At 64.5% G+C, this 21,062-nt stretch carries 18 protein-coding genes; 6 read left to right on the top strand and 12 right to left on the bottom strand.

The genetic code is table 11. The features are described from left to right. Positions 1-4 precede the first annotated feature (4 nt). The 4 genes from aceF (at position 5) to CKW37_RS13545 (ending at position 6,029) form a co-directional block, all read left to right on the top strand. Positions 5-1,639 carry a dihydrolipoyllysine-residue acetyltransferase gene (gene aceF / locus CKW37_RS13560; RefSeq protein ID WP_095156216.1) on the top strand — a complete coding sequence of 545 codons (1,635 nt, stop codon included), beginning with the start codon at positions 5-7 and terminating at the stop codon, positions 1,637-1,639. A 301-nt stretch (positions 1,640-1,940) separates the two neighbouring features. Further along, positions 1,941-4,631, top strand: a complete 2,691-nt coding sequence (locus tag CKW37_RS13555; protein WP_095156215.1) for a bifunctional diguanylate cyclase/phosphodiesterase — start codon at positions 1,941-1,943, stop codon at positions 4,629-4,631. A gap of 90 nt (positions 4,632-4,721) precedes the next feature. Next, complete coding sequence (gene msrA / locus CKW37_RS13550; protein ID WP_095156214.1) at positions 4,722-5,387, top strand: peptide-methionine (S)-S-oxide reductase MsrA; 666 nt, start codon at positions 4,722-4,724, stop codon at positions 5,385-5,387. Between the two features lie 9 nt (positions 5,388-5,396). After that, complete coding sequence (locus tag CKW37_RS13545; protein ID WP_095156213.1) at positions 5,397-6,029, top strand: glutathione S-transferase N-terminal domain-containing protein; 633 nt, start codon at positions 5,397-5,399, stop codon at positions 6,027-6,029. A gap of 208 nt (positions 6,030-6,237) precedes the next feature. On the opposite strand, the gene creD is transcribed toward CKW37_RS13545, so the two are convergent. The 4 genes from creD to CKW37_RS13520 form a co-directional block, all read right to left on the bottom strand. Further along, positions 6,238-7,572: a cell envelope integrity protein CreD gene (gene creD / locus CKW37_RS13535; protein WP_095156211.1), complete on the bottom strand. Its 1,335-nt coding sequence runs from the start codon at positions 7,570-7,572 to the stop codon at positions 6,238-6,240. Between the two features lie 84 nt (positions 7,573-7,656). After that, positions 7,657-9,090 (bottom strand): two-component system sensor histidine kinase CreC, encoded by a 1,434-nt coding sequence (gene creC / locus CKW37_RS13530; RefSeq protein WP_095156210.1) that lies wholly within the window; start codon positions 9,088-9,090, stop codon positions 7,657-7,659. Then, positions 9,090-9,776: a two-component system response regulator CreB gene (gene creB / locus CKW37_RS13525; RefSeq protein WP_095156209.1), complete on the bottom strand. Its 687-nt coding sequence runs from the start codon at positions 9,774-9,776 to the stop codon at positions 9,090-9,092. Before creB ends, creC begins: the two co-directional genes overlap by 1 nt. Positions 9,777-9,846: 70 nt before the next feature. Further along, positions 9,847-10,344 (bottom strand): ATP-dependent zinc protease, encoded by a 498-nt coding sequence (locus CKW37_RS13520; protein ID WP_095156208.1) that lies wholly within the window; start codon positions 10,342-10,344, stop codon positions 9,847-9,849. A 180-nt stretch (positions 10,345-10,524) separates the two neighbouring features. On the opposite strand from CKW37_RS13520, the gene CKW37_RS13515 reads away from it, so the two are divergent. Continuing rightward, entirely contained in the window at positions 10,525-11,412 is an 888-nt protein-coding gene (locus CKW37_RS13515) for an acyltransferase (RefSeq protein ID WP_095156207.1), read from the top strand. On the opposite strand, the gene CKW37_RS13510 is transcribed toward CKW37_RS13515, so the two are convergent. The 8 genes from CKW37_RS13510 to CKW37_RS13480 all read right to left on the bottom strand — a co-directional run bounded on the left by CKW37_RS13510 (position 11,404) and on the right by CKW37_RS13480 (position 20,403). After that, entirely contained in the window at positions 11,404-11,991 is a 588-nt protein-coding gene (locus tag CKW37_RS13510) for a DUF2780 domain-containing protein (RefSeq protein WP_095156206.1), read from the bottom strand. The genes CKW37_RS13515 and CKW37_RS13510 overlap by 9 nt on opposite strands. Positions 11,992-12,150: 159 nt before the next feature. Beyond that, positions 12,151-12,306 carry a hypothetical protein gene (locus CKW37_RS32960; RefSeq protein WP_177454421.1) on the bottom strand — a complete coding sequence of 52 codons (156 nt, stop codon included), beginning with the start codon at positions 12,304-12,306 and terminating at the stop codon, positions 12,151-12,153. Further along, positions 12,303-13,415, bottom strand: a complete 1,113-nt coding sequence (locus CKW37_RS13505) for a PepSY domain-containing protein (protein ID WP_095156205.1) — start codon at positions 13,413-13,415, stop codon at positions 12,303-12,305. The genes CKW37_RS32960 and CKW37_RS13505 overlap by 4 nt, the downstream gene beginning before the upstream one ends. Positions 13,416-13,571: 156 nt before the next feature. Continuing rightward, a complete protein-coding gene (locus tag CKW37_RS13500; protein WP_095156204.1) occupies positions 13,572-15,998 on the bottom strand; it encodes a TonB-dependent receptor in 2,427 nt (808 codons plus the stop codon). Between the two features lie 148 nt (positions 15,999-16,146). Continuing rightward, positions 16,147-17,112, bottom strand: a complete 966-nt coding sequence (locus CKW37_RS13495) for a FecR domain-containing protein (RefSeq protein WP_095156203.1) — start codon at positions 17,110-17,112, stop codon at positions 16,147-16,149. Further along, positions 17,109-17,627 (bottom strand): RNA polymerase sigma factor, encoded by a 519-nt coding sequence (locus CKW37_RS13490; RefSeq protein WP_095156202.1) that lies wholly within the window; start codon positions 17,625-17,627, stop codon positions 17,109-17,111. Before CKW37_RS13490 ends, CKW37_RS13495 begins: the two co-directional genes overlap by 4 nt. Positions 17,628-17,744: 117 nt before the next feature. After that, a complete protein-coding gene (locus tag CKW37_RS13485) occupies positions 17,745-18,455 on the bottom strand; it encodes a PolC-type DNA polymerase III (RefSeq protein ID WP_095156201.1) in 711 nt (236 codons plus the stop codon). 10 nt (positions 18,456-18,465) lie between these two features. Then, positions 18,466-20,403: a DUF294 nucleotidyltransferase-like domain-containing protein gene (locus tag CKW37_RS13480; protein ID WP_095156200.1), complete on the bottom strand. Its 1,938-nt coding sequence runs from the start codon at positions 20,401-20,403 to the stop codon at positions 18,466-18,468. A 199-nt stretch (positions 20,404-20,602) separates the two neighbouring features. On the opposite strand from CKW37_RS13480, the gene CKW37_RS13475 reads away from it, so the two are divergent. After that, positions 20,603-21,049: a response regulator gene (locus CKW37_RS13475; RefSeq protein ID WP_095156199.1), complete on the top strand. Its 447-nt coding sequence runs from the start codon at positions 20,603-20,605 to the stop codon at positions 21,047-21,049. Positions 21,050-21,062: the final 13 nt, after the last annotated feature.

The raw sequence follows: 21,062 nt of genomic DNA, 5'->3' as shown, positions 1-21,062 counted from the left end.
TTAAGTGAGCGAACTCATTCGCGTACCTGACATCGGCAGCGGTGAAGGTGAAATCATCGAGCTGTTCGTCAAGGTCGGTGACCGTATCGAGGCCGACCAGAGCCTGCTGACCCTGGAGTCCGACAAGGCCTCCATGGAGATCCCCGCGCCGAAGGCCGGTGTGGTCAAGTCGCTGAAGGTCAAGCTGGGCGACCGCCTGAAAGAAGGCGACGAGTTGCTGGAACTGGAAGTCGAGGGTGCCGCTGCCGCGGCGCCTGAGGCTCCGGCCGCTGCTGCTCCGGCTGCCGCGCCTGCCGCTGCACCGGCTGCTGAAGCTGCTCCGGCAGCGGCTGCCGCACCGGCAACCGCCACCGTTCAGGACATCCACGTTCCGGATATCGGTTCGTCGGGCAAGGCCAAGATCATCGAAGTGCTGGTCAAGGCTGGCGATACCGTCAGCGCCGACCAGTCGCTGATCACCCTGGAATCGGACAAGGCCAGCATGGAGATTCCATCTCCTGCCGCTGGCGTGGTCGAAGCCGTGATCGCCAAGCTGGACGACGAAGTCGGTACAGGCGACCTGATCCTCAAGCTGAAAATCGCCGGCGCCGCGCCTGCCGCGGCTCCGGCTCCGGCCGCAGCACCTGCGCCGGCTGCCAAGGCTGAGGCCGCTCCGGCTGCCGCTGCTGCTCCGGCACCGGCTGCCGCAGCACCTGCTGCCGCGCCTGTTGCCGCCAGCGGTGCCAAAGTTCACGCCGGCCCAGCCGTGCGTCAACTGGCCCGCGAGTTCGGCGTCGAGCTGAACGCTGTCGCAGCCACCGGCCCGCATGGCCGTGTGCTGAAAGAAGACGTGCAGGTTTACGTCAAAGCCATGATGCAGAAGGCCAAGGAAGCACCGGCCGCAGGTGGCGCAACCGGTGGCGCGGGCATCCCGCCGATCCCGGTCGTGGACTTCAGCAAGTTCGGTGAAGTCGAAGAAGTGGCAATGACCCGCCTGATGCAGGTCGGCGCTGCCAACCTGCACCGCAGCTGGCTGAACGTGCCGCACGTGACGCAATTCGACTCGGCCGATATCACCGAGCTGGAAGCGTTCCGTATCGCGCAGAAAGCCGTGGCCGAGAAGGCTGGCGTCAAGCTGACCGTTCTGCCGCTGCTGCTCAAGGCCTCTGCTCACCTGCTCAAGGAACTGCCGGACTTCAACAGTTCGCTGGCGCCAAGCGGCAAAGCGATCATCCGCAAGAAGTACGTGAACATCGGCTTCGCCGTGGACACCCCGGATGGCCTGCTGGTCCCTGTGATCAAGAACGTCGATCAGAAGAGCCTGCTGCAACTGGCTGCCGAAGCTGCGGCCCTGGCCGAAAAAGCCCGGACCAAAAAGCTGTCTGCCGACGACATGCAAGGCGCTTGCTTCACCATCTCCAGCCTCGGCCACATTGGCGGCACCGGCTTCACGCCGATCGTCAACGCGCCGGAAGTGGCGATCCTCGGTGTTTCCAAGGCCACCATCCAGCCAGTCTGGGACGGCAAAGCCTTCCAGCCGAAGCTGATGCTGCCACTGTCGCTGTCCTACGATCACCGTGTGATCAACGGCGCAGCCGCCGCGCGCTTCACCAAGCGCCTGAGCGACCTGCTGGGCGACATCCGCACCATCCTGCTGTAACCGTTGTTCACCTGTCTCCCTCTGCCGGGGGAGACAGGCCCGCTTTCGAGCTGCCACGCTCGTACCTCAACCCCGTCTCTGACGGGGCTTTTTTTGTCTTCGAAAAAACGGTTCAGCGCCCCGGCCCGCCTGGCGTTTACCGGTAGCGGGGCTGAAGAAAAACGCCGCCATGCCGACATAGATCAAGACGCCAGCCAACCTATTACTTGTCAGCCTCTGGCGCATGATGCAACCTTGCCCAAGCGTGCATAGCAGCAATGTGCCAAGCCCGTGCCATCAGTCTTTTTCGAGCGAGCTTCCCATGAAAAGCCAAACCGATGCTGCCAGCCGTCCGGCGGCCGAGGTAGTGACGCAGTTACCGGTGCCATCACGGCTCGGCATGCTGCGTTTCGAGCGGCTGAACGAAGCTAGCTGGGCGATGCTTTACCTCGATCCGGGCTGCGAACGGCAGTTCGGTCTGCCGGCGGTGGAGCTGTGTGCCCTGGTCGGTTCGCCCTACGCCAGCCTCATGGCGCCGGAGGCGCGCTACAAGCTGCATGACGCCATCGACGCGCAGTTGGCGGTCGGCAATCACTACCTGAGCCGCTACACCCTGCACACCAGCCACGGCCCGCTGAATCTGCTGGAAGTGGGCGAAGCCTACCGGCAGCACAATCGCCAGTTGCTGCGCGGCTACCTGCTGGTGCTGGACGACCAGCCCGGCGAGATGACCGAACTCAGCGCCGACGACCTGGAAACCCGCAACAGCCGCCTGCAGATCGCCCTCAAGCTGAACCAGCAGGCGCAGCAGGAACAACTTGAACACCTGGAGCGAGTGCGTGCCCAGCAGGACCTGATCCTGCACCTGGCCCGGCACCGCTACAGCGCCAGCAATTCGCTGCAGGAAGCCGCCGAGCTGATCACCCGCAGCGCGTGCGAGATCTACAACATCGATTGCGCCAGCATCTGGTACCTGGAAGGCCAGCGCCTGGAGCCGATTTCCGCGTTCTACCGCGAGACCCGCGAGTACCGCCTGCCTGAGGCGATCGACGCCGGCCTGTTTCCGGATTACCTGGAGGCGCTGCACACCAGCCGCGCGATCGATGCGCACAACGCCAGCCATGACCCGCGCACCCGTGATATCACCGAGAGCCTGCGCCCGCGCGACATCATCGCCATGCTCGATGCCAGTATCCGCATCGACGGCCAGGTGGTCGGCGTGCTGTGCCTCGAACACGGCGGCAGCCCGCGGGCCTGGCAGACCGACGAGATCGCCTTCGCCGGCGAGCTGGCGGACCAGTTCGCCCAGGTCATCAACAACCACAACCGACGCACCGCCACCAACGCCCTGTACCTGTTCCAGCGCGCGGTGGAGCAGAGCGCCAACGCCTTTCTGCTGGTCAACCGCGACGGCGTGGTCGAGTACGTCAACCCGAGCTTTACCGCGATCACCCAGTACAGCTCCGAGGAGGTCCAGGGGCATCGGCTGTCCGAGCTGTCGGCGCTGGAAAATCTCAGCGAATTGCTCTTCGACGATTCCAGCTTGGCCATGGGCAATAGCTGGCAGGGCGAGTTCAAGAGCCGGCGCAAGAACCTCGAGCCGTACTGGGGACAACTGTCGATTTCCAAGGTGTATGGCGACAACCGCGAGTTGACCCACTACATCGGCATCTACGAAGACGTCACCCAGAACAAGCTCGCCCAGCAGCGCATCGAGCGCCTGGCCTACACCGACAACCTGACGGGCCTGGGCAATCGCCCGGCGTTCATCCGCAGCCTCGACGAGCGTTTCGCCCGCGACAGCGACACGCCGATCTGCCTGCTGCTGGTGGACATCGACAACTTCAAGCGGATCAACGACAGCCTCGGCCACCAGACCGGCGACAAGCTGCTGGTGAGCCTCGCCCGGCGCCTGCGCAACAGTCTCAGCCCCGGTGGTAGCCTGGCGCGTTTCGCCAGTAACGAGTTCGCCGTGTTGCTGGACAACACCGACATGGAAAGCGGGCAGCAGACCGCGCAATCGCTGCTCAATACCCTCGACAAACCGATGTTCGTCGACAACCAGTTGATCAACGTCACCGGCTCCGTGGGCCTGGCGTGCGCGCCGCTGCACGGCCGCGACCCGCAGACCCTGATGAAGAACGCCGGCCTCGCGCTGCACAAGGCCAAGGCCAACGGCAAGCATCAGGTGCAGGTGTTCACCGAGGCGCTGAATGCCGAGGCCAGCTACAAGCTGTTCGTCGAGAACAACCTGCGCCGGGCGCTGGCGCAGAACGAATTGCAGGTGTTCTACCAGCCCAAGCTGTGCCTGCGCACCGGCCGCCTGCTCGGCCTGGAAGCGCTGCTGCGCTGGAACCACCCGGAAAAGGGCATGATCCGCCCGGACCAGTTCATCAGCGTCGCCGAGGAAACCGGCCTGATCATCCCAATCGGCAAATGGGTGGCGCGCCAGTCGTGCCGCATGAGTCAGCAACTGGCCGCCGAGGGCATGCCCAACCTGCAGGTGGCGATCAACCTGTCGCCCAAGCAGTTCTCCGACCCGGACCTGGTCGCCTCGATCGCCAACATCCTCCAGGAAGAAGCGCTGCCGCCGCACCTGCTGGAGCTGGAACTGACCGAAGGCCTGCTGCTGGAAGCCACCGAAGACACCCGCCGCCAGCTCGACCAGCTCAAGCAACTGGGCCTGACCCTGGCGATGGACGACTTCGGCACTGGGTATTCCTCGCTCAGCTACCTGAAGAAATTCCCGATCGACATCATCAAGATCGATCGCAGCTTCATCAACGAAATCCCCGACAACCAGGACGACATGGAAATCACCTCGGCGGTGGTGGCCATGGCCCACAACCTCAAGCTCAAGGTGGTCGCCGAAGGTATCGAGACCGCCGAGCAGTTGGCGTTCCTGCGTCGTCACCGTTGCGATGTCGGCCAGGGCTACCTGTTCGACAAGCCGATCCCCGGCGATGAGCTGGTTGAAAAGCTCAGGCGCTATCCGCGTGGCCCGGTGGCCTGACAGTCACGCAACACTCGGGCACACTACGGGTCTATCCCAATAGACGACATCGCTCGGCGATGTCTCCTACCTGACAAGAGGAATGGGTCCATGGTCCTGCGTTCGGAAATCCTGGTGAACAAAAACGTCCTGCCTACCGCTGAACAGGCGCTGCCTGGCCGCGAAACCCCGATGTCCCTGCCTGAGCGGCATTTCGTGTTCAAAGAGACGCCGTTGCTCGGCCCGTTCTTTGAAGATGTCGATTTCGCGATTTTCGCCCTGGGCTGCTTCTGGGGCGCCGAGCGCCGTTTCTGGCAGCGTGATGGCGTGGTCAGCACCGTGGTCGGTTATGCCGGCGGCTTCACGCCGAACCCGACCTATGAAGAAGTCTGCTCGGGCCTGACCGGGCATACCGAAGTGGTGCTGGTAGTGTTCGACAAGGACAAGCTCAGCTACCGCGAACTGCTGGCGATGTTCTGGGAACTGCACAACCCGACCCAGGGCATGCGCCAGGGCAACGACATCGGCACCCAGTACCGCTCGGCGATCTACTGCACCAGCCCGCAGCACCTGGACGAAGCCGAGGCGAGCAAGGCGCAGTACCAGGCCGAACTGAGCAAGGCCGGTTTCGGCGAGATCAGCACCGAGATTGCCCAGGCGCCGACCGTGTATTTCGCCGAGGCTTACCACCAGCAGTACCTGGCGAAGAACCCCGAGGGCTATTGCGGCATCGGTGGTACCGGTGTCTGCCTGCCGCCCAGCCTGCAAGGCAACTGAGGACGCGCCATGACCACGCCGAGCATGACGTTGTACCACTCGCCGCTGTCGCCCTTCGTGCGCAAGGTCACGGTGTTCCTGCACGAGACCGGGCAGTTCGACCGGGTCGCGCTGAACACCATCAACATGAGCCCGGTGAACCCGGATGCCGGATTGAACCGCGACAACCCGGTCGGCAAGATCCCGGCACTGGTGCTGGGCAACGGCACCGTGCTGCATGACAGCCGGGTGATTCTCGAGTACCTCGACCTGCAACACGTCGGCAACCCGCTGATCCCGCGTGAGGGCGACGCGCGCTGGCGCCGCCTGAGCCTGGCTTCGCAGGCGGATGCGATCATGGACGCCTCGGTGCTGGCGCGTTATGAGCAGTTCTTGCGGCCCGCTGAGAAACAGTGGGACGAGTGGCTCACCGCGCAGCAGGAGAAGATTCGCCGCGGCCTGGCGGATTTTGAAGCCGAGCATATTGCTGAGCTGGCTTCGGTGTTCGACGTCGCGGCGATCGGTGCGGCCTGTGCGCTGGGCTATATCGACTTGCGCATGCCGAACTTCGGCTGGCGTGAGCAGCAGCCGAAGCTGGCGGCGTGGTATGCGGAGGTCAGTCAGCGCCCTTCGATGAAGCTGACTGCACCGCCGGCGGCCTGATTCGGCATTTCTGGGGCCGCTTTGCGGCCCTTCGCGACGGTTCGGCGCTCCGACAAGCTCGCTCCTACGGAGATTCGAGCCATTTCTATCTGCAGGAGCGAGCTTGTCAGGGCGCCGAGCCGTCGCGATTGCAACACCTCTGTTGCCCAGACTCCGACAATCCCCCGCACCAACTGCTCCCCGAACACCCGCTCCTCGCGCAACCCACTCATGCCGCCACCCCCTGACCCGCGCGATACCAGTCCAGCCGCCGCGTCAGCACCATGAACACACCCAGCAAGGCGAACAGCAGCAACGCCCCCATCAGCAGCGCGTAATCCTCGGCGCTGAGCAGCCCGTACAGCATCGCGTACAGCACCGCCAACCCCGCGCCGAAGCCCATCCCACGCGCCCGGCTGTGCAGCACATGGCACAGATAGAAACCGATCAACGCCACACAGCCACTCGCCGACAACCCATACGCCAAGGCAAAGCCAAGGTGCTCGGACAACGACAGCAGCAACAGGTAGAACAGCGCCAGGGCCGCGCCCACCAGAGCGTACTGGATCGGGTGGACGCTGAGGTTGCGCAGCACTTCGAAGAGGAAGAAGCCGGCGAAGGTCAGGGCGATGAACAGCAGCGCGTATTTGATCGCCCGCTCGCTTTTCAGGTACTGGTCCACCGGATCGACAAAGTTGACGCCGAAACGCCGGCTTTGGAAGTCCGTGCACTGGTCGGTCGTCACGCAGCGTTCGAGGGCGTCTTCCATGTTGGTGGAGAAGAACGAGGTCTGCCAGTGAGCGTTGAAGCCCTTGTCGGTGATCTCGCGGCTGGTGGGCAAGTAGTTGCCGATAAAGCCCGGGTGCGGCCAGTTGGCGCTCAGATTCACATTGCTGCTGCGGCCCACTGGCAACACGTGCAACTGCCCGGTGCCTTGCAGCTTGAGGTCGAAGGCGTAGTCCAGGCGCATTTCGTTCTGGCTATCGAGCCCCGGCACACTGGCGCGCACGCCGCCGCCGAGCCAGTCCACGCCGCTGCCGGCGGCGAAGTCGAGGGTCTGGCCATTGAGCTGCAACTGCAGGCCGTTCTGGATGCCGCGGATATCGCTGATGCCCACCGCGATAAACGGCGTTTCGAAGCGGTAGTCGTCGAGGTCGTTCTTGATGCCCCAGTTGGCCGGCACCTTGAACTGGCCGCTGACGTGGCTGTTGGCGTGGTACAGCCGCGCCTCGTAGATGCCCCGCGCGCGCAGCTCGGTGTTGGCGTCGGCATCGAGGACGAAGGTTTCCGGCAGAAAGGCCAGGTGGCTGGTGCGCACGCGGGTTTCCTGGAAGGTCCTGCCGTCCTGGGTTTTCCATACCCGCTCGGTCTTGCGGTACGGCACCACGAGGATCGGACCGCTGATCTGCTGGGCGTGGCTTGAGCTCTGGCCGATGTCCTCGACCACGCTGTCGCGCAGGGACTGCCGCTCGCTGATCAGGCCGCCGATCATCAGCAGGGGAATCAGCAGTCCGATCACCAGCAAGGCGATGATGCCGAGTTTGATACTCAGGGTTTTGTTCATGGAGGGGCTCCGCTTGAGAAGGAGCCCAGTCTGCGAGCGCTGTGTGGAGCGACGCGGGAGTGAATGTGGAGTTTGTGTGGAGATTCAGTCCAGGCGATTGGCTGGCAGCCACAACCGCACGCGCACGCCGTCCTCGACGTTGGCGATCTCCAGCGAGCCGCCGTGCAGTTGCATGACTTCCTCGACGAAGTTCAGGCCAAGGCCCGTGCTCTTGCGCCCGGTGCCGGGCCGGGGCAGCGAATAGAAGCGTTCGCAGAGGCGGCCCAGGGCGTAATCGGGAATCGCCTCGCCCTGGTTGTACAGGCTCAGGGCCACGCGCTGTGCATCGTGCTCCAGTTCGAACACCAACCGGCCGCCAGGTGGGGTGAAGTCCAGGGCGTTTTCCAGCAGGTTGCCGATCGCCTGACGCATCAGGAACGGCTCGCAGTACAGCCGCGCCGTCGCCGGTACTTGCTGACGCACCAGCAGGCCGGCGCTTTCGATGCGGGCGCCGCGGGCCAGCAGCAGGGCGTCGACCATCTCTGCCAGCGCCACCTGCTGCTGGTCTTCCAGGCCTTGACGCTGCTCGACCTGGGCCAGGTCCAGCAGGCGCTCGATCAATTGCTGCATGCGCGCGCTTTCGCTCTCGATGTTGTGGGTGAAGCGTTGGCGCTGCTCGTCCGGCATCGGTCCCTGCAACAGCTCGCTGGCGCCGCGGATCGCCGCCAGCGGGCTTTTCAGTTCGTGGGTCAGGGTGTGCACGTAGCGCTCGACGTAGGCCTTGCCTTCGAGTTGGGTGCGCATGCGCTCGACCGCATCCGCCAACTGCGCCAGCTCGCCGCCGCGGTAGTGCGGCAGGGCCACGCGCTCGCCGGCGCTGACGGCCTGGGCGTAGCGGGTCAGCCGGCGCAGCGAGCGGGTCAGCCACCACGACAGCGCCGCGCCTACCAGCAGGCCGAGCACGATCAGGCCGATACCGAGGGTGACCAGGTGTTGTTCCGAGCGGTCGACGTAGGGTTGCAGCGAGCGGTTGGGCTTGGCCACGGTGACCACGCCGATCAGCGTGCCGTTGTCGAGGATCGGTGCGGCGACGTGCATCACCGAGGAGTCCGGATCGTTGGGATCGCTGCGGGTCGAGCGGGCGCCGTACTGGCCGCGCAGGGTCAGGTAGACGTCGTTCCAGCGCGAGTAATCCTGGCCCAGCGCCTCGCCGCTGGAATCCAGCAGAACGATGCCCTTGGCGTCGGTGACGTAGATGCGGTGGTTCACCTCGTTCTTGGCCAGGCCCCAGATCTGCGCGTTGGGGCGGCGCTGGCCGTAGGCGGTGAGCAACTGCGGCAGGGCGCTCTGGCCGAGGGTGCCGGCCTTGACCTGATCGCGGAGGATTTCCGCCAGCAGGTTGGCGGTGTCCACCAGGGTTTCCTCGGTGGATTGGCGCACGGCGGGGCGCACCTGCTCGCGCACGGTATTGAGGACGAAATACGCGGTCAGCCCGACGAACAGGAAGTACACCAGGAAGATGCGGATACCCAGGCGCATCAGCTTTGGTCCGGGTTGTAGCTGTAGCCCAGGCCGCGGTGGGTCTGGATCGGCTCGGCTTCGGCGGCCACCAGGCGCAGCTTGGCGCGCAGGCTCTTGATATGGCTGTCGATGGTGCGCTCGTAGCCGACATCGGCCGCCACGCCAACGGCGTCCAGCAACTGCTCGCGACTGAAAACCCGCTGCGGCTGCTCCAGCAGGCACTGCAACAGGCGGAATTCGTGGCGGGTGAGGCTGAGCGGGTGCTCGCGGTAGTGGATCTGCATGCGCAGGGTGTCGATGCTGAACGGCGTGGTGCCGGTTGCAACGGCGGTGCTTGCCGCTGGCGCCATGCGCTTGAGGATGGCGCGCACCCGGGCGGCGACTTCCCGCGGGCTGAACGGCTTGACCACATAATCGTCGGCGCCGATTTCCAGGCCCACCACCCGGTCGATTTCGCCGTCGCGGGCGCTGAGGAACATGACCGGCACTTCACTGAAGCGGCGCAGTTGCTTGCAGGTCTCGAAACCGCTGATGTCCGGCAGGCCGATATCGAGGATGACCAGATCGGCCGGCTGCTGGCGCTGTCGCTCCAGCGCGGCCTGGCCGAGGGTCACCCACTCGGTGCTGTGGCCTTCGCCCTGCAAGGCGTAGATCAGGGTGTCGGCGATGGCCGCTTCGTCTTCAACGATCAGGATGTGGGGCATGGCGGCAACTGCAGGCGGCAAGTGGGAAGCGGCAAGTGTAAAGCGCTGTGCATCACTTTGCCGCGTTGCGTCAGCAGTCCGGCTTGTCGGCGGTGAAGCGGCGGGCCGGGTTTACTGCGGCGCCGAACTCGCGCAGGGCCTTGGCGCCGATCAGCAGCGGGTAGTTGAAGCTGCTGCGGTCGGTCAGGTTGACCTCGACGGTGCGCTTCACATCGCCCAGGCACAGCTCCAGGTCGATGACCGGGCGGTGGGCGATTTCGCTGCCTTCTTCGTCTTCTTCGTCGGCGCGGTTCTTGATCTTGCTGATGCGCGCCAGCTTGTGTTCGAAGACCTTGCTGCCGGCATCCTTGGTGGCCAGGCGGAAACGCACCCAGTCTTCACCGTCACGGCTGAACTGTTCGATGTCCTTGGCGGACAGCGAGGCGGTGAGGGCGCCGGTGTCCATCTTGGCTTTGAGGGTCTGGCCGATTTCCGGCAGGCCGATGTATTCGTAGCGACCATAGAGGGTCGGTTCAGCGGCCATCACTGGCAGGGACAGCAGGCCGAGCAGGGCGATCAGTGGTTTCAATGGAATGACTTCCTTGGGATGGGACGACCGTTAGACTGCCGTTGCGCTGTAGGTTCGGCAAGCTAGGGTAATGAACACAACGTGAAACATTTGTTCATGACACTCGCCGGACAGCATTTGGTGTTCCCGTCGCCGCTGCTTATCATTGCCGACCGTCTTTCCCACACTAAGAGTGGATTTATGCGCCGCCTGCTCACCGGCAGTTTCGTCACCCTGTTGCTGTTGCTCAACACCCTGGTCCTGATCGGACCGCTGCTGCTTTGCGCCGTGCTCAAGCTGGTCTTGCCCGGTCGCTACCGCGATCACGCCTCCCGGGCGGTGATGTGGTTCGCCGAGACCTGGGCCGAAATCGACAAACTGATCTTCGCCCTGTGCATCCCGACCCGCTGGGACGTGCGCGGCAATGCCAACCTGCGCCTGGACACCTCCTACCTCTGCGTCAGCAACCACCAGACCTGGGTCGATATCCCGGCGCTGATCCAGGTGCTGAACCGCAAGATCCCGTTCTTCAAGTTCTTCCTGAAAAAGGAGCTGATCTGGGTGCCGTTGCTGGGCCTGGCCTGGTGGGCGCTGGATTACCCGTTCATGAAGCGCTACAGCAAGGCCTTCCTCGACAAACACCCGCACCTCAAGGGCCAGGACCTGGCCATCACCAAGGCGGCCTGTGAACTGTTCAAGCGCCAGCCGGTGACCGTGGTCAATTACCTGGAAGGCACCCGTTTCACCGAGGCCAAGCGCCAGGAACAGCAATCGCCTTATCGGCACCTGCTCAAGCCCAAGGCCGGCGGCGTCGCCTTCGTGCTGGCGGCGCTGGGCGAGCAGCTCGACGCCCTGCTGGACGTGACCATCGTCTATCCCGGCGACAAGGCGCCGGGGTTCTGGGATCTGGTCAGCGGCGGCTTGCCGCGGGTGATCGTCGATATTCAGGTGCGCGAGCTGGACCCGGCGCTGTGGGCCGGTGACTACGAAACCGACCCGGCGGTGCGCCAGGCCGTGCAGGACTGGGTCAACCAGTTGTGGCGCGAGAAGGATGCGCGGATCGAGGCCCTGCGCGCGGAATTAAACTGACGGGCCCGGCGCCGGGGTGAGCGGTGCGGCCGTGCCGTTGCCCCAGATGCCGGCCAGATTCTGCAACAGCGACCCGGCCACGCCCTGTTGGCCGAGGTACTGCAGGATCAGCGGCGCGAAGCGGGCGATCATGCCGTTCTCCATGCCGAGGGCGCTGAAGGCGTTGTTCAGGTCCGTGCCGTTCTTTACCTCACCGCCGAGCGCATTGCTCAACGCTGAAGCCTGACCGCTCTTGCCGAGCAGATCCCCCAATCCCGCCAGCCCGCCGAGGGCGTTCTCGTCAGACAGCATGTCGAGGCCCGGCACGGCCTTGCTCAGTTGCTGGTAATCGCCCGTGCTCAACTGATTGCGCGCCAGGCCCAGCAGGGCGCCGGTGCCACCAATGGCTTGTTCCGGGGTGATCTTGAGTTCGCTGCCGAGGGTGTTGAGCAGATTGGCCGAAGCGGCGGGCGCCTGGACGGCGGCGTCATCGGATTTGCCTTGCATGGCGGACACGGCGTTGGCCGCGTCGTTGAGGTTGAAAGCGAAGGCCGAACTGGCGGCCAGGGTCATCAGGGTGACCAGCGCGAAACGTTTCATGGCAAAGACCTCGTCAGCCGTAAAGGCAGGGAAAACGAGGTGTTGGAGTGGATTGGCGGGGGAATGTTCCCGGAGGTGGCGTTGTTGCCCATCGCGAGCAAGCTCGCTCCTACAGGGTAGGGGTAGGAGCGAGCTTGCTCGCGATAAGGCAGCAGATATCTACCTGAAGAAGCCCCTGAACCCATACCAGACCGGCAACCCCAACCCAACCCACGCCAGCGCGTCCCACCAGCCATCCCCGAGCAGCGCCGCAAACAACCCCGCCGCCCCGAGCACCCCGATCAACAGCGGCATGCCAAACACCTTCATGTTCATCGCGCCCCCTCCGCGACCGTGCGCCGGCGCACCCACCAGAGATAGAGCCCGCTGCCCAGCACGATGATGGTCAGCACATCCAGCGCCGCCCACAGAATCTGCATCGGCCGGCCGCCGTAGTCGCCAAAGTGCAGCGGCTGCGACAGGCCCATGGCGTCCATGTACCACGGCCGCTCGCCCACGGCGGTGACCGCCAGGGTGCTGGCGTCGATCAGTACCGGTGTCAGCAGATGGGCGGTCAGGTGGCTGCTGCCCTTCATGAACACCGCGTAGTGGTGCTCACTGGAGAAGCGCGTGCCGGGGAAGGCGATGAAGTCCGGCGTCATGCCCGGCGCGGCCTCGGCGGCGATATCCAGCACCCGGCTGACCGGCGCCAACTCGGTCAGCGGCGGCGCATCACGGTACGGCGCGACCATCGCCGTCAGGCTGTCGTTGCGCCACGCGGCGATGACCAGGTCCGACAGCGCGCTGATCACCCCGGTGACGCCCACCACCAGCGCCCAGGTCAGGGTGACGACGCCGATCAGGTTGTGCAGGTCGAGCCAGCGCAGCCGCTGCGACTTGTCGTGGCGCACCGTGGCGAAGTCCAGCCGGCGCATGAATGGCGCATAGAGCACCACGCCGGAAATGATCGCCACGACAAACAGCACGCCCATGAACGCCAGCAGCAGCTTGCCCGGCAGGCCGGCGAACATGTCCACGTGCAGGCGCAGCATGGTCATCATGAAACCGCCGTTGGCCGAGGGCATTTCCACGACTTCGCCGGTGCGCGCGTCGAGCATGAAGGTGTGCGACGAGTTGGGCTCGGTGCCGGCGGTGGCGGCCATGATCGCCACCACGCCGTTGCTGTCGTCTTCGTCCCAGCCGAAGTACTGCATCACCTCGCCCGGACGATGGGCCTCGGCCTTGAGCACAAGCTGCGCGAGGTCCAGTTTCGGGGTGTCGGCGGGCATCACCTTCAGCTCGGGCGCGTCGCCCAGCAGGTGGTCGATTTCATGATGGAAGATCAGCGGCAGGCCGGTGACTGCCAGTAGCAGCAGGAACAGGGTGCTGATGAGGCTGGTCCAGGTGTGGATCGCGGACCAGCGGCGGATGGTTTTGGCTTGCATGGGGTTGGCTAACCGTCGGTAGAAAGCGGGACAGGTCTGCGCCTGTTTTGCAGATAATCGTGACGGTTCGGCGCCCCGACAAGCTCGCTCCTACAGGGAGAGGCGATCACCTGTAGGCGCGAGCTTGTCGGGGCGCCAAACTGTCGCGATGGGAGCTTAGAACTCCAACTGAGCCGAGAACTGCACAGTCCGTGGATCACCCAGGTAGAAGCTGTTCAGCCAGTATTCCTTGTTCGCCAGGTTGGCGACGTTGACCCGGAAGGTCACGTCGTTGTCCGCCACGTGGGTTTTGTAGCGCGCACCCGCATCGAAGGTGGTGAACGACGGCAGGCTCACGTGGTTGGCTTCATCGGCATATTGCTTGCCGGTGTAGTAGGCACCACCGGTCAGCGCTACGCCCGGCAGGGCGTCCAGATCGTACTCGGCGTAGACCTTGGCCAGTTGCTTGGCGACGTTAGTCGGGGCGTTGCCTTCGTTGGCGGTGATGGCGGTCTTCTTGACCTTCGGATCGAGCAGGGTGATACCGCCGACCACGGTCAGCTCAGGCAGCACTTTGCCGGTCACGCTGAACTCCATGCCGTTGTTTTCCTGGCGGCCGTCCTGGGTGTAGAGCCCGGCACTGTTCTTGTAGTTGTTCGGCTTGTCGATGTTGAAGAAGGCCAGGGTGAGCAGGGTGTCGCCCACGGTCGCCTTCGCGCCGATTTCATACTGTTCGCTGATCTGCGGCGCCAGCGCCTGACCGGCGTTGATCGCATCGCTTGGCGCTACGCCGCCGGCCTGCAGGCCTTCGATGTAGGTGGCGTAGGTGGTCAGCCAGGGCACTGGCTTGTAGATAAGCGAGATGTTTGGCGAAGTCTTGCTCTTGTTGTACTTGGTTTCGGTCTCCGGCGTGCCGAAGGCCTTGGCGTAGACGAACTCGTTGGTGTAGCTCTTGATCTGGGTCTGGGTCACGCCAAGGATGGTCGACCACTGCTCGTTGAAGGTGATGATGTCGCCGAGCAGGAAGTTGTTGGTTTCCGCGCTGTTGGCCAGACGCTGGTCGCCATGACCGATGGACCAGCCGGGCTTGGTCACTTGCGGCTGCTCGCTGATCGGCAGGGTGCCCACCGGAGACTGGTACTGCAAATCCAGAGACGGGATGTGGTCCTCGTACTGTTTAACCCGGGTGGTGTTGCCCTGGTAGCCCACGGTCAGCTTGTGGTCCAGCGGGCCGGTGGCGAAGGCGGCATCGAGGAACAGCGAGCCGGATTTTTCTTCGGTTTCGATCGGCGCGAACGCGTACAGCGGCTGGCTGTAGGTGGTGGCGCTGGTCAGGGTCGGGCCGGTGTAGGTGAACTCATCGGTGTACTGCTGGGCCGCGAAGGCCGCACGCACGGTGAAGGTGTCGTTCAGGCGCCAGTTGGCGCGCACGCCGGCCTTGTCGGTTTCGTTGTCGGAGAACGACCATTTCTGGCTGTACAGCTTGTCGTTTTTCAGCGACGAAGCATCAGGCCGCTCGATACCCGGCGCGACATACCAGTAGCTGCTCAGCCCATGCACCTGGTTGCGGCGGTGGGAGGCGTCGAACTGGATCTGCAGGTCGTCGTTGACGTTCCAGTCCAGTGCCGCGCTGATCATTTCGCGGCGGTGCTTCTGCAGATCGATGGCGGTCTCGCCGTCCTGCGCCAGCACGTTCAGGCGGTAGGCGAACACGCCGGCGTCGTCGATCTTGCCGCCGAAGTCGCCATGCATGTAGTAGTTTTCGCCGCCGGCGTTGCCGAGGGTGACGCTGTTGTAGCGCTCGTAGGTCGGGCGCTTGAGCACGTAGTTGACCAGGCCGCCGGGCGTGCCCGGGCCATACAGGAAGCCGGTCAGGCCGGTGATGATTTCCAGTTGCTCGGTGTCTTCGATGAAGTTGCCGGCATCGGCGCCGTTGCTGAAGCGCAGGCCGTCGTTGGCGATGTTCATGTTGCCGGAGCCGCTGAAGCCGCGGATCGCGACGGCGCTGGCATAACCGGCGGCGCGTGGCCCGTAGAGCTGGGTGGCGGGGTTGCGCTTGAACACGTCGTCGAGGCTGGTGGTCTGGGTGTTCTTGAGGAATTCCTGGGACACCACGCTCATGGAGTAAGGCGTGTCTTGCAGCTTCATGGCGCCGAGGGCGCCGACGTTCTTGATGGTTTCCGCGCGGTAGCCGGCGGCGGCGCTGCCGTCAGCGCTGGCGACCTTGGCGTTGATATCGGTGCTGGGCAGGGCGATGGCGTTTTCTTCCACGGCCACCAGGCTATACGTCCCGGCACTGCTCTGTTGCAGTTGCAGGCCGCTGCCGCGCAGGGCCTGTTGCAGGGCGCCGACGGCGTCGTACTGGCCTTTGACCGGGGCCGAGGTGCGCCCGCTGGCGAGTGCCGGGTCCAGGGTCAGGGCAATGCCGGCCTGGCTGGCGATCTGGTTCAGGGTGGTGGCCAGTGGCGCGGCCGGCAGGTTGTAGCTGCGCAGGTTGCCGGCCTGTTCGGCGGCGATCAGCGGGGTGCTGGCCAACGGTGCGGCGATGGCAATGGCCACGGCCAGCAGGCTTGGACGCAGGAAGCTTTCGATTGAGCGGGTCATGCGGGTCCTCGACGGGATATGTGCTAACTAGCCTCCTTGCCGAGCGAGAATTGAAAAGTGATAGGGCTGGATGAAAATATTTTCGATTTAGATTTCGGTGGTGGGTTTGGGGGCCTTATCGCTGGCAAGCCAGCGATGAGGCCCTCATTTACTTGTCGTTACGCGCCATCACCGTCACCCACCACGGCGTCCGCTGCTGCACCTGCACCGGCAGGGTCGGCAACAGCGATTTCAGCGCCAGGTCGGTGTCATGCAGCGGGAAGCTGCCGGTGATGCGCAAATCGGCGACTTCGGGCGCAACGCCCAGGTAACCGGCGCGATAACGCCCCAGTTCGCCCAGCAGGTCGCCCAGCCGCACGTTGTCCACCACCAGCATGCCGCGGGTCCAGGCGTCGGCGCCGGGCTTGAGGGTGTTGATGCGACCCAATTGGTCGTGGCTCATCAACACTTCCTGGCCTTCATGCACGATCTGCTCGTCGCCGCTGTCCTGCGGCTTGGCGGCCACGGCCGACTGCAACACGCTCAGGCGCGTGCCATCGCCTTCCAGACGCACCAGGAAGCGCGTGCCCAACGCCCGCATGCGGCCATCATCGGTGGCGACGACGAACGGACGGAGGTCGTTGGCCTTGTGCCCAGTCTCGATGGAAATCTCGCCGTCGTGCAGCACGATCAGGCGTTCGTTCTCGGTGAAGCGGATGTCCACCGCCGAATGGGTGTTCAGGCTGATCAGCGTGCCGTCGTCCAGGCGCAGGCTGCGCTGCTCGCCGGTGGCGGTGCGCTGGTCGGCGAGCCAGTAACCCAAAGTCTGGTGGGCGTTGACCCAACTGAGCAGGCCGCCCACCAGCAACAGGCTGGCGAGCCCGCTGCCGAGCTTGCGCAGGCTGACCCGTGATTGCATCAGGGCCTTGCGCGCCGGGCCTGCGGCGGCGGCGAAACGCTGGTCGAGCATGCCCAGTTGCAGCCAGGCGCGGGCGTGTTCTTCGCTGGCGGCGTGCCAGCGCTCGAAGTCGGCGCGTTCCTGGGCGTTGCCGCTGCCGGCATCCAGGCACAGTTGCCAGGCGATGGCGGCATCGAGCACACCGGCGGAAACCGGTCGGGCGTTCAGCGCGCTCATGTCGGCTCGCCGTACAGCGCGATGTAGCACTGGCGCATGCCTTGGGCGAGGTACTGGCGCACCCGCGGCACGGAGACGCCGAGTTTGGCGGCGATCTCGGCGTGTGTCATGCCGTCCAGGCGGTTGTACAGGAACGCCGCGCGGGCCTTGCTCGACAGCTTGCCGAGCAGGCGGTCGATGGCCTTGAGGTCTTCGAGGATCAGCAGCAGCGCTTCGGGGGACGGTTGTTCGGCCTCGGGCACCAGCAGCAGCTCTTCCAGGTACGCCTGCTCCAGCGCCGTGCGGCGGAAATGGTCGAACAGCAGGCCCTTGGCCACGGCCATGAGGAACGCCCGCGGCTGGCGTGGCGTCGGCAACTCGTCGCGACCGAGCAGGCGCACGAAGGTGTCCTGGCTCAGGTCTTCGGCGCGCTCCGCGCTGGCAAGGTTGCGGCGCAACCAGGCGAGCAGCCAGCTGCGGTGGTCGCGGTACAGCGCACCGACCAGCTCGTTGTGAGGGCTAGGCACGGACGACAAGGCGTTCCCCGGAAAAAAAGAATGCGTTAACTAACGAGAATTATTCGCGATTGTGTCAGAGCCCGTGGCACTGTGCAATTAACGCTCATCGGATTCAGCGCGGTCGGGGAAGGGCGATTACATCCCGTGGCTTTGCTGGCGCTTGCGCCGCCAGCCCTGGAGGCGTTGCTCCAGAGCCTTCGGGCTGTCCAGTTGCTGGCGCCGGGCCTGGCTGAACAGAATCAGCGCCAGTTCGGCGGTGACCTGGGCGTCGGCGCTGGCGTTGTGACGTTCCTCGACCAGCAGTTTGAAGTGCGCCACCCAGTCGTCCAGGCCGGCGTCGCGCATCACCACATCCGGGTTGAGCAGCGGCGCCAGTTCCGCCACGTCCATAAATGGGTGCGCCAGCTTGTAGCCGAGGCTGTCCTTGAGCGCGCGGCTGAGCATGCGCTGGTCGAAACCGGCGTGGAAGGCCAGCAGCGGGCTGTCGCCGATGAAGTCCATCAGGTCCAGCAGCGCTTCCGCCGGGTCGCAGCCGGCGGCGATGGCGCTGGGCGCCAGGCCGTGGATCAGCACGCTGGGCGCGAGCTTGTGGTCGTGGCGGTGCAGGGTGCGTTCGAACTGCTGGCTGAAATCGATGGCGCCGTCTTCGATCACCACGGCACCGATGGACAACACCTGATCGCGGTTGACGTTCAGGCCGCTGGTTTCCAGATCCAGCACCACCCAGCGCTGCTTGCCCAGCGGCGCTTCGCCCAGCACCGGCGGCGTGCCCAGCCCGGCCAGGCGCTGGCGCTGCACGTCGTCGAGGGTGGGTTGGCTGGGACGCAGCCAGGCAAACAGGCTCATAGCTGAAAACTCACAGTTGGTAACGCAGGGCCAGGCTGCTTTGCAGGCGTTGGGCCTGACGCAGCGATTCACGCAGGATGCGCCGGTCGAGGTCGTTGAGGCTGTCCGGGTCGACGCGGTTGGAGTAGGGCAGGTTTTGCCGGGTCTGCAACTGGTGCTGCTGCATGCGGGTCTGCTGGATGAAGTGGTAAGCCTCTTCGAAGGCGCCGCCGTCCAGCGGGTCGATGACTTCCTTTGCCACCAGTTGGCGCAGGCGCTCAAGGGTGTTGTTGGCGCTGATGCCGTTGGCCAGGGCCAACAGCCGCGCGCCGTCGACGAAGGGCGTCAGGCCCTGGACCTTGAGGTCGAGGGTGGCGGCCTTGTCGTTGCCGCTGCGGGTCAGGACGAACTCGCGGAAGCGCCCCACCGGCGGTTTCTGGCGCAGCGCGTTGTCCGCCATCATGCGTTGGAACAGGCGATTGTCGGCGACCTGGTCGAGGACGCTCTGGCGCAGTTGTTCGCAACTGTCGTCGTTGCCCCAGACCACCCGCAGGTCGAAATAGATGCTCGAAGCCAGCAGGTTTTCCGGGGTCGCCTCGCGGATAAAGGCGGCGAAGCGCCGCGCCCATTCGGCCCGCGACAGGCACAGCTCGGGATTGCCGGCCATGATGTTGCCCTTGCACAGGCTGAAACCGCACTGCGCCAGGCCCTGGTTGATATGTTGCGCCAGCGGCAGCAGGCGCCCGCGAATTTCGGCGGCTTCGGCCGCATCGCGGGCGTCGAAGATGATGCCGTTGTCCTGGTCGGTGTGCAGCGTCTGTTCGCGGCGGCCCTCGCTGCCGAAGCAGAGCCAGGTGAATGGCACGCCCGGGTCGCCCTTTTCCTCGATCGCCAGTTCGATCACCCGGCACACGGTGTGGTCGTTGAGCAGGGTGATGATGTGGGTGATCTGCGTCGAGGACGCGCCGTGGGCCAGCATGCGTTCCACAAGCTGGCCGATTTCGCCGCGCATCGCCACCAGGCTTTCCAGGCGCGGCGCGCTGCGGATGGTGCGGGCCAGATGGACCAGATCGACCCGTTGCAGGGAAAACAGATCGCGCTCGGACACCACGCCGCACAGGCGCCGGTCTTCCACCAGACAGACGTGGGCGATATGCCGTTCGGTCATGGCGATGGCGGCGTCGAAGGCGCTGGCCTGGGGCGTGAGGTAGAACGGCGAGGCGGTCATGTGGCCGGACACCGCCGAGTCGAAGTCGGTCTCGGCCCGGGCCACCACCTGACGCAGGTCGCGCAGGGTGAAGATGCCCACGGGGAAGCGCTCTTCGTCGACGATCACGATGCTGCCGACCTGGGTTTCATCCATCAGCCGTACCGCTTCGCGCAGGCTGGTCTGCGGCGTACAGGCCACCGGGTGGCGCATGGCCAGTTCGCCGAGGCGGGTGTTCAGCGAATACTGGTTGCCGAGGGTTTCCACCGCGCGGCGCTGGACCTGCTGGTTGACCTGGTCGAGCAGGCTGCTGACGCCGCGCAGGGCAAAATCGCGGAACACTTCGGACAAGGCGAACAGGCGGATAAACGCGGCTTTGTTCAGTTGCAGGCAAAACGTGTCTTCGCCGGCCACGTGCTCGGTGCGGGTGGCGCGCTCGCCCAGCAGGGCGGCCAGCGGGAAGCATTCGCCGCGGGCGATTTCGAAGGTGGTTTCAGTGTCGCCCTTGACCACATGGGTGCGTTCGCCGACCACGCGACCCTGTTTGACGATATAAAAGTGCTCGACCGGGCCGTCAGCGGGCTTGATGATGCTGTCGCCGGCCGCGTAGAACCGCAGTTGGCACTGCTCGACCAGATAGGCCAGATGGGCATTTTCCATCTGATTGAACGGCGGGAAGCGTTGCAGGAACTGCATGGTGCCCTGGATGTTCTGCATCACTGCAGTTTTCCCGGCTTGGGTGAAAGCGTCCATTTTGCTCATCGGCGTGACCGTTCCAGGGTTTCGTCCAGGGAAACCGTTTTGTTGTTATTGCCTTCATGGTCGGCTGCGGGCTACCCGGTGCCCATTGGACGTAAGTCTAAGGGAGGGGTGCCGGACGAAATACAGGTTGCAAGCACTCCGAATGCGGTCTGAACTTGATTTACGGGACATTCTGCAGGTCACCGACGATGAGACATCCATGCCCGATCACGATGATTTACTGAGCGACGCCGAACGTGCGGCGCTGGCGGAGCTTACGGCGCCCCCAGCCAGCCCGCAGAAAGTGCTGATCGTCGATGACGACGAAGACGCCCGCGCGCTGCTGGCCGAGATCCTCGAGTTCCACGGTATCGAGTGTGTAACGTTGACCGCTGCTGACGATGCACTGCTGGTCATCGCGAGCGACCGGCGCATTGGTTTGTTGATCACGGATTTGCGGATGGGGCCGTTCGATGGCCTGGAGCTGATTCGCAAGGTGCGCGAATCGGAGTGGGCGCAACTGCCGATCATCATCATTTCCGGCGATGCCGACGTACAGGACGCGATCACGGCGATGCATTTGAGCGTGGTGGATTTTCTGCTCAAGCCGATCGATGTGGACAAGCTGATGGAGTTGGTGCGGCGGGAGTTGGGGATTCAGGAATGAACGGGGGCCGCTT

This window comes from Pseudomonas sp. Irchel 3E13, from assembly GCF_900187455.1.
Classification (GTDB): Bacteria; Pseudomonadota; Gammaproteobacteria; order Pseudomonadales; family Pseudomonadaceae; genus Aquipseudomonas.
Note: the sequence above shows the minus strand (reverse complement) of the source record. Positions and strands in the feature narration are given on the sequence as shown.

Excerpts from the sequence above, each read along its gene's own strand:
- CKW37_RS13555 (WP_095156215.1), top strand. The coding sequence starts at position 1,941 with ATGAAAAGCCAAACCGATGCTGCCAGCCGTCCGGCGGCCGAGGTAGTG.
- msrA (WP_095156214.1), top strand. The coding sequence starts at position 4,722 with ATGGTCCTGCGTTCGGAAATCCTGGTGAACAAAAACGTCCTGCCTACC.
- CKW37_RS13545 (WP_095156213.1), top strand. The coding sequence starts at position 5,397 with ATGACCACGCCGAGCATGACGTTGTACCACTCGCCGCTGTCGCCCTTC.
- creD (WP_095156211.1), bottom strand. The coding sequence starts at position 7,572 with ATGAACAAAACCCTGAGTATCAAACTCGGCATCATCGCCTTGCTGGTG.
- creC (WP_095156210.1), bottom strand. The coding sequence starts at position 9,090 with ATGCGCCTGGGTATCCGCATCTTCCTGGTGTACTTCCTGTTCGTCGGG.
- creB (WP_095156209.1), bottom strand. The coding sequence starts at position 9,776 with ATGCCCCACATCCTGATCGTTGAAGACGAAGCGGCCATCGCCGACACC.
- CKW37_RS13515 (WP_095156207.1), top strand. The coding sequence starts at position 10,525 with ATGCGCCGCCTGCTCACCGGCAGTTTCGTCACCCTGTTGCTGTTGCTC.
- CKW37_RS13510 (WP_095156206.1), bottom strand. The coding sequence starts at position 11,991 with ATGAAACGTTTCGCGCTGGTCACCCTGATGACCCTGGCCGCCAGTTCG.
- CKW37_RS32960 (WP_177454421.1), bottom strand. The coding sequence starts at position 12,306 with ATGAACATGAAGGTGTTTGGCATGCCGCTGTTGATCGGGGTGCTCGGG.
- CKW37_RS13505 (WP_095156205.1), bottom strand. The coding sequence starts at position 13,415 with ATGCAAGCCAAAACCATCCGCCGCTGGTCCGCGATCCACACCTGGACC.
- CKW37_RS13500 (WP_095156204.1), bottom strand. The coding sequence starts at position 15,998 with ATGACCCGCTCAATCGAAAGCTTCCTGCGTCCAAGCCTGCTGGCCGTG.
- CKW37_RS13495 (WP_095156203.1), bottom strand. The coding sequence starts at position 17,112 with ATGAGCGCGCTGAACGCCCGACCGGTTTCCGCCGGTGTGCTCGATGCC.
- CKW37_RS13485 (WP_095156201.1), bottom strand. The coding sequence starts at position 18,455 with ATGAGCCTGTTTGCCTGGCTGCGTCCCAGCCAACCCACCCTCGACGAC.
- CKW37_RS13480 (WP_095156200.1), bottom strand. The coding sequence starts at position 20,403 with ATGAGCAAAATGGACGCTTTCACCCAAGCCGGGAAAACTGCAGTGATG.
- CKW37_RS13475 (WP_095156199.1), top strand. The coding sequence starts at position 20,603 with ATGCCCGATCACGATGATTTACTGAGCGACGCCGAACGTGCGGCGCTG.